5 protein-coding genes are annotated in these 7713 nt (G+C 76.4%); 2 read left to right on the top strand and 3 right to left on the bottom strand.

What is annotated here, in order from left to right; all coding sequences use genetic code 11:
- Positions 1 to 59: 59 nt before the first annotated feature.
- The 3 genes from ACPCK6_RS20250 to lnt are packed head-to-tail and all read right to left on the bottom strand — an operon-like array spanning position 60 to position 3060.
- Positions 60 to 599, bottom strand: coding sequence for an FxsA family protein (locus tag ACPCK6_RS20250; RefSeq protein ID WP_423481897.1), 540 nt, complete (start codon positions 597 to 599; stop codon positions 60 to 62).
- A gap of 53 nt (positions 600 to 652) precedes the next feature.
- Positions 653 to 1444, bottom strand: coding sequence for a polyprenol monophosphomannose synthase (locus tag ACPCK6_RS20245; RefSeq protein WP_423481896.1), 792 nt, complete (start codon positions 1442 to 1444; stop codon positions 653 to 655).
- A 26-nt stretch (positions 1445 to 1470) separates the two neighbouring features.
- Positions 1471 to 3060 carry an apolipoprotein N-acyltransferase gene (gene lnt, locus ACPCK6_RS20240; protein ID WP_423481895.1) on the bottom strand — a complete coding sequence of 530 codons (1590 nt, stop codon included), beginning with the start codon at positions 3058 to 3060 and terminating at the stop codon, positions 1471 to 1473.
- Positions 3061 to 3172: 112 nt separating this feature from the next.
- Here lnt and ACPCK6_RS20235 point away from each other — a divergent pair, with 112 nt between their 5' ends.
- Together ACPCK6_RS20235 and ACPCK6_RS20230 are read left to right on the top strand one after the other, a co-directional pair.
- Positions 3173 to 4489: a low temperature requirement protein A gene (locus tag ACPCK6_RS20235; RefSeq protein WP_423481894.1), complete on the top strand. Its 1317-nt coding sequence runs from the start codon at positions 3173 to 3175 to the stop codon at positions 4487 to 4489.
- A gap of 51 nt (positions 4490 to 4540) precedes the next feature.
- A complete protein-coding gene (locus ACPCK6_RS20230) occupies positions 4541 to 7651 on the top strand; it encodes an ATP-binding protein (protein ID WP_423481893.1) in 3111 nt (1036 codons plus the stop codon).
- Positions 7652 to 7713 lie beyond the last annotated feature (62 nt).

Here is a 7713-nt window from a genome sequence, read left to right as displayed (position 1 = left end):
CGGGCGGGGTCTGATGCCACCACCTCGGCGAAGTGGTGTTGATCAAGGGTCGACGCGCGTCAGCGGTCGACGATCTCGCCCTCGATGGCCTTGCCCGGGTCGGTGACCGGCTGGGGCGACGGCGCCGGACAAGGCGACGGTGACGGCGCGGGCTCCGGGGTCGGCTGCGGCGCACCCCGGTACACACGCACCCGGCGCGGCCCGAACAGGTCACCGGCGACCATCGACGACACCCGCCGCTCGGTGGCCCGGCGCACCCCGCCACCGGCCAGCCGGCGCAGCGGCGGCACCAGCAACAGCAGGCCCACCACGCCGCTGACCAGGCCCGGCAGCGCCAGCAGCAGCGCACCCAGCAGACCGACGAGGCCGTCTGTCACCTCGGCGCCCGGCGGACGGCCGGCCTGCGCCGCCGCGCGGAAACCGCGCCACGCCCGCATGCCCTCGCGGCGCAGCAGCACCAGCCCCAGCAGGGACGCCCCGAACACCATCAGCACCGCCGGGCCGAACCCGACGGCCCGGCCGACCAGCACGAAAACGGTCAGCTCCAGCAGCGCGAACAGCAGCAGGGCCGGCGGTACGTACTTCAGTCCTCGGCGCATCTCACCTCATCAGCCCGGGGTCATCACGCCCCTCAAGCATGACACGCCCCGGCTCAAGGCCAGCGCGCGAGCGCGTCCGGGCGGGCGGGGGCGGTCGCCAGGCGGTCCCGCACCCCCCAGCGGGTGACCCGCCACAACGCCTCCGCCACGATCAGCGGGCTCATCTTGCTGTCGCCGTGTTCCCGCTCGGCGAACGTGATCGGCACCTCCACGATCCGCACCCCGGCACGGTGCGCCAGCCGCGACAGCTCCACCTGGAACGCGTAGCCCTGGGACCGCACCGAGTCCAGGTCGATCGCGTCCAGCGCGCTGGCCCGGTACACCCGGTAGCCGCCGGTGGCGTCGCTGACCGGCATGCCCAGCGCCAGCCGCGCGTACAGGTTGCCGACCCGGGACAGCAGCAGCCGCCGCCACGGCCAGTTCAGCACCCGCGCGCCGCGCGTCCACCGGGAGCCGATCACCACGTCGGCGTCGCGGGCGGCGTGCAGCAGCGCCGGCAGATCCTCCGGGGCGTGCGAGCCGTCGGCGTCCATCTCCACCACCGCGTCGTAGCCGCGGGAGCGCGCCCAGGCGAACCCGGCCAGGTAGGCCGCGCCGAGTCCTTCCTTGCCGGCCCGGTGCAACACGTGCACCCCCGGGTCGGCGTCGGCGATCGTGTCGGCGATCGCTCCGGTGCCGTCAGGGCTGTTGTCGTCGGCGACGAGGACGTCCACCGCCGGCGCCGCCTCGCGTACCCGGGCGACGATGCGCCCGACGTTGTCGGCCTCGTTGTAGGTGGGGATGACCACCAGGACCCGCCCCACCCCGGGATGGCCGACCGTCCGCCTGTCGGCTGCCACGCCCACCGTCGCACCGCCTCCCGCTCGTCGGCTCAGCCGGGAGCGACCTCCCGGCGGCGGCGCAGCACGGCCGCGCCGGCCAGGGCCGCGACCGCCAGCGCCGTCAGCGCCACCTCCGGCCACACCCCGGCCGTGGTCGCCGGGGTACGCCCGTCACCGAGTTCCATCTGCCGCACCACCACCGCGGCGGTGTTGAACCCGGTCGCACCGTCTACCCGCCCGTCCGGGGTAACGAACCCGGACACCCCGACGGTGGAGGCCATCAACGCGGCCCGGCCGTGCTCCACGGCCCGCAGCCGCACCATCGCCAGCTGCTGTCGGGCCTCGGCCACGTCGAACGTGGCGTTGTTCGTCTGCACCACCAGCAGTTGCGCGCCGCCGGTGACGGTGTCCCGGACGATGCCGTCGTAGGCGACCTCGAAGCAGATCACGTCGCCGAGTACGGCCGGGCCGGTGTTCAGCACGCCGGGACGGTCACCGGGGACGAAATCGGACCGGACCCGGTCGACCTGGGAGCTGACCTTGCGGGCGATGGACCGCAGCGGCACGTACTCGGCGAACGGCACCGGATGCCGCTTCGTGTACACCTGGTCCAGATCCGGGCCGGTGCCCGGCCGCCACAGCAGCCCCGCGTTGCGCACCTCACCCTGCCCGGGCCCGACCAGCACCGCGCCGACCAGGATCGGCGCGCCGATCGCGTCGGCGGCCTGGGAGATCCGCTCCCCCGCGCCCGGGTTGCGCAGCGGGTCGATGTCGCTGGAGTTCTCCGGCCACACCACCACGTCCGGACGGTCCTGGCCGCCCTCGGCGACCCGCCGCGCCAGCTCCAGCGTCGCGTCGACGTGGTTGTTCAGCACCGCCTGCCGCTGGGCGTTGAAGTCCAGCCCGAGGCGCGGCACGTTGCCCTGCACGATCGCGACGGTGACGGTGTCGCCCGCGCCGCGTACCCCGGTCGGCACGGCCGTGCCGGCGGCGAGCAGCGCCACCAGCGCGGCGGTGAGCCCGGCGACGGGCCGCCACTGCCCGGGCGCGCGCCGCCAGTCCCGCCACGCGGCGGTCACCAGCAGCCCACCGGCGACCGCGACGGCGAACGTGACCAGCGGGGCGCCACCGAGCGCGGCGAGTTTCAGCAGCGGCGACGTGTCCTGGCTGAACGCCAGCCGGCCCCACGGGAACCCGCCGAACGGGGTGCGGTCACGCAGCGCCTCCTGCCCCACCCACAGCACGCCGGTGAGCAGCGGCCACGCCGCCCGGTGCCGGTCGGCCAGCGGCGACACCCAGGCGGTGGCGGCGCCCAGCAGCGCCAGATACGCGGCCTGCAGCAGCGACAGCAGCGCCCACGGCAGGTAGCCGGTGTGCAGGTTCGTCCACTCCAGCAGCGGCGCGAACAACGCCACCCCGGTCAGGAAGCCCAGCCCGGCGCCGCCGCGCAGCCGCCGCCGGTGCACCGCGGCGGCCAGCAACGCCACACCGACCGGCGCGAGCGGCCACCAGCCGTACGGCGGGAACGCCAGCAGCAACGCGATCCCGGCCAGCACGGCGGCCGGCACGGCGAGCGTCAGCGGCAGGGGACGCGCCCCCGCGGCGATGGTGCGCGGCTGCTCCTGCTCCAGCGTCGTCACCGGCTTCTCCCCACGATCACGGGCCGAAGGCTACCCGTCCGTACCGGTCGCCGGCCCGCGCCCCTGCGCCACCGATCGGACAACTGCGCCCCGGCGCGCGGAGCCCGCTGCCATGCTCGGCAGCATGAGCGCTGAGCGGGGACGCGGCCGTGTCCTGCCGACCGCGCCCGGCTCGCGCGTCACCCGGGTGGAGTTGTTCTACGACCTGGTGTTCGTGTTCGCGTTCCTGAACGTCACGAACGTCCTCTCTGAAACCCTGAGCGGCAGGTCGTTGCTGGCGGGACTGCTGTTGCTGTTGCTGCTGTGGTGGTGCTGGGTGTCCTTCGCCGCCCTGGGCAACGTCGTGCGCACCGACCAGGGGGTGATGCCGCTGGTCGGCGCGGTGACGGTGGCCGCCCTGTTCGTGCTGACGCTGACCACACCGTCGGCGTTCGCCGAGGAGCCGGCGCAGGGGCAGTCCGGTCCGCCCGGTCTGGTGTTGTTCGCCTGCTGCTACCTCATCATCCGGGCGGCCCAGGTGCTGGTGTTCCTGGCCCGCAGCAGCCGCCGCGGACGGACCGCCGTACGTCTCGGTCTGCCGCCGCTGACCAGCGTGGCGTTGATTCTCGCCACCGCGGCCCTGCCCGACTCACTCCGGCCGCCCTGGGGGACGTGGCTGCCGCTGGCGCTGTGGCTGGCCGCGGTCTGCATCGAGTACACCTCCGGGGGCCTCGCCCCCAGCGCCGGGCTGACAGTCGTGTCCGCCGCCCACTGGGCGGAGCGGTACGCGCTGATCCTGCTCATCGCGCTCGGCGAGTCGATCATCTCGCTCGGGCTGGGACCGAAGCTGAGCGCCGGCCTGCCGGCCACGTGGCCGGTGATCGTGGCGTCGGTGCTCGGCGTCACCATCATCGCGGCCCTGTGGTGGCTGTACTTCGACACTCTGGCACCCGCGCTGGAGCAGCGGCTGCACCGCACCCGCGACGTCCGGGCACGGGCGGCGCTCGCCCGCGACGCCTACGCCTACCTGCACCTGCCGCTGATCACCGGGATCATCCTGTTCGCCCTCGGCCTCAAGCGTTACCTCACCGTCGTCTCCCACCCGCACGGCGATCCCTGGCGGGAACGCGCCGCCGTGCTGGACAGCCGGGTGCTGTTCGCCGGGGTGATCATCTACATGGTGGGACTGCTGGCGCTGGGGGTGCGGGCGACCCACCGGATTCCGGCGGTCGCCACCTGTGTGGTGCTCGTGCTGGCGGTGGGGCTGCCGTGGGCGGGCCGGCTGCCGGTGGTAGCCGCGCTGGCGATCCTGGCGGCGGTCAGCGTCTTCCTGGTGCTGTTCGGCCTGCGCGCGGGTGACCCGTGGCGCCGCCAGGTGCGCCGGACCGCGTTGGACGAGCAGGTCGCCGCCGAGCGGGAGCAGTCCGAATGGCGCCGGCGTCACCTGTGACCGGCGGGTGGGGAGTGTGGGCGTCACCGGGGACAGGCGACAATCGGGCGTATGCGGTTCGGTGTGCTCGGCGCGACCCAGGCGTACGCGGCCGACGGCAGCGTGCTGCCCGTCGCCGGTGGGCGGCTGCGCGCGCTGCTGGTGCTGCTGCTGCTCGACGCCGGCCGCACCGTGGCGCCGCAGCGTCTCGTCGACGGCGTGTACGGCGACCGGCCACCCGAGCAGGCCGCGAACGCGCTGCAGTCGCAGGTGTCGCGGCTGCGCCGGCTGCTGCCGGGCGCGCCCATCGAGTTCGGGCCGGCCGGCTACCGGCTGGCGGTCGATCCGCAGCGGGTCGACGTACACCGGTTCACCGGCCTGGCCGCGGCCGGGCGGGCGGCGCTGGCCGCCGGTGACCCGGCCGGCGCGGCGGCCCTGCTGCGCGACGCGCTCGGCCTGTGGCGCGGCGAACCCCTCGCGGACGTGACGGACGCGCCGTTCGCCGGCGCCGAGGCGGCCCGGCTGCGCCAGGCGCGCCTGGCCGCGGTCGAGGACCGCGTGGAGGCGGAGCTGGCGCTGACGCCGGCCGGCGCGCCGCTGATCGCCGAACTGCGGGATCTGGTGGCCGCGCATCCGCTGCGGGAACGGCTGCACGGGCAGCTGATGCGGGCCCTGCACGGCGCCGGCCGCCGCGCCGAGGCACTCGCCGTCTACGCCGACGCCCGCCGGGTGCTGGCCGAGGAACTGGGCACCGACCCGTCGGCGGACCTGGCCGCCCTGCACACGGCGCTGCTGCGCGACGACGCAGCGCCGGCCGCCCGGCTGCCCAGCCCGCTCACCAGCTTCGTCGGCCGGGAACCGGAGCTGCGGCGGGTGCACGGGCTGCTCGGCGCGGCGCGGCTGGTCACCCTGCACGGCCCGGGCGGCGCCGGCAAGACCCGCCTGGCCACCGCCGTCGCGTCCGGCCACGACGGGCCGGTGTGCCTGGTGGAACTGGCCGTTGTGGCGACCGGCGCGCCCGTCGCGCCCGCGGTGCTGGCCGCGCTGGACCTGCGCGACGCCGCCCTGCGCATCCCCGGCGGCCCCGCCGACCTGACCGGCCGGCTGGTGGCGGCGCTGGCCGACCGGCGGCTGCTGCTGGTGCTGGACAACTGCGAACACGTGATCGACGATGCGGCCCGGCTGACCGGCCGGCTGCTCGCCGCCGCGCCCGGACTGCGGGTGCTCGCCACCAGCCGGGAACCGCTGGGCCTCACCGGCGAGGCGTTGTGCCCGGTCGGCGGGCTGCCCGCCCCGGACGGCCCGGCCGCACCGGAGGCCGCGGCCGCGTACCCGGCGGTGCGGCTGTTCACCGACCGGGCCGCCGACGTGTCGCCCGGGTTCACCCTCGACGCCGCCACCACCCCGGCGGTGCTGCGGATCTGCCGTACCCTCGACGGGCTGCCGCTGGCCTTGGAACTGGCCGCGGCGCGCCTGCGGGCCCTGCCGGTGACGCAGGTCGCGGCCCGGCTCGACGACCGGTTCCGGCTGCTGCGCCGCGGCGACCGCACCGCGGCGCCCCGCCACCGCACGCTGGAGGCGGTCGTCGGGTGGAGCTGGGACCTGCTCGACGAGCCGGAGCGGCGGCTGGCCGCCCGGATGAGCGTGTTCGCCGGCGCCGCCGACCTGGCCGCCGTGCAGGCGGTGTGCGCGCCGGACGCCGGCGACGTCCTGGACGTGCTCACCGGCCTGGTGGACAAGTCGCTGGTGGAGGCCACCGGCGGGCGCTACCGGATGCTGGAGACGATCCGCGAGTTCGCGGCGGCCCGCCTCGCCGAGCACGGCGGCACCGGGCGGGTACGCGACGCGCACGCCGCGTACTTCCTGGACCTGGCACAGGCCGGCGACGCGGCGCTGCGCGGCGGCGGCCAGGAGCGGTGGCTGCGCCGCCTCGACGCCGCCCGCGACGACCTGCACGCGGCGCTGCGGCACGCGGACACCGCGACCGGGTTGCGGCTGGTCGCGGCGCTGGCGTTCTACTGGTGGCTGCGGGGCCTGCGCGGGGAGGGCGCGGCGCTGGCCCGGCGGCTGGTCGACCGGCTCGACGGGCCGCCCGACAGCGTGGCTGAGGAGTACGCGCTGGCGCTGCTGATCGCCACGCTCGCCGGTGGCGGCGACCGCAGCGAGGTCGACGCCGCGTCGCGGATCCTGTGGACCCTGGCCCGGCCGCCCCGGCATCCGTTCCTGCTGTACCTGTCCGGCATGGCCAGCGGGCCCCCGTCACCGGAGGACGCGGCGGCGCTGCACGAGCAGGCCGTCCGGGACCGGCTGCTCGGCACCGACCCGTGGAGCCGGGCGCTGGGCCTGCTGGGCACCGCGATGGTCAGCCTGCTGCACGACCGTCACGCCCAGGCCCACGCCGACCTGAACGGCGCGCTTGCCGGTTTCCGGGCCCTCGACGACCGCTGGGGCATGATCGTGACACTGTCCACCCACGCCGAGGCGGCCTACCGCACCGGTGACGTCACGTCGGCGGCCGCGCCGATGGCGGAGGCCCTGGAGCTGGCCGAGCAGCTCGGCTCCACCCTGGACCTGGCGGAACTGCTGCGGACCCGCGCCGACGGGCGGCTCGCCGCCGGTGACCTGACCGGCGCCGCCGAGGACTTCCGGCGGGTACGGCGCATCGCCGGGCCGGCCGGCGCGCCGGAGCTGGTCGCCGCCGCGTACCTGGGGCTCGGCGAGATCGCCCGCCGCGACGGCGACCCGCAGCGGGCGCGGACGTTGTGTGAGCGGGCGGTCGCGGAATGCCCGTCGGGCTGGTTCGGCGCCGACGTGGTGCGGCTCGCGGCGCTGGTGACGCTCGGGCAGCTCGCCCACGCCACCGGCGACCCGGCTGCGGCCCGCGCCCACTACCGGCAGGTCCTCACCGCCGGCGTCGGTGTGTGGGACGTGCCGGTGGTGGCCGCCGCCGCGGACGGGCTGGCCGGGCCGCTGCTGCGCGACGGCGACCCCGAGTCGGCGGCCCGGCTGCTGGGCGCGGCGTCGGCGCTGCTCGCCGGCACCGGCGCCGCCGACGCCCCGGCCGGCACACCCACCGCCGCCGAGCTGCGGAAACACCTGGGTGAGGCGGCGTTCGCCACCGCGTACGCCCGGGGCGCGGACCTGCCCCGGCAGCGGGCCCTCGCGCTGGTCGACGGGCGCTGACCGGCGCGACGCCACCCGGTGCGCGCGCGGTACGCGCCCGGTCAGCGCCGCCGGTGACGCTG

Origin of the sequence: Micromonospora sp. AB353, from assembly GCF_049538395.1 — a bacterium.
In the GTDB taxonomy this organism is placed as follows: domain Bacteria; phylum Actinomycetota; class Actinomycetes; order Mycobacteriales; family Micromonosporaceae; genus Micromonospora; species Micromonospora aurantiaca.
The sequence above is the reverse complement of the archived record's forward strand: the minus strand, read 5'-3'. Positions and strand labels throughout refer to the sequence as shown.

Excerpts from the sequence above, each read along its gene's own strand:
- ACPCK6_RS20250 (WP_423481897.1), bottom strand. The coding sequence starts at position 599 with ATGCGCCGAGGACTGAAGTACGTACCGCCGGCCCTGCTGCTGTTCGCG.
- ACPCK6_RS20235 (WP_423481894.1), top strand. The coding sequence starts at position 3,173 with ATGCTCGGCAGCATGAGCGCTGAGCGGGGACGCGGCCGTGTCCTGCCG.
- ACPCK6_RS20230 (WP_423481893.1), top strand. The coding sequence starts at position 4,541 with ATGCGGTTCGGTGTGCTCGGCGCGACCCAGGCGTACGCGGCCGACGGC.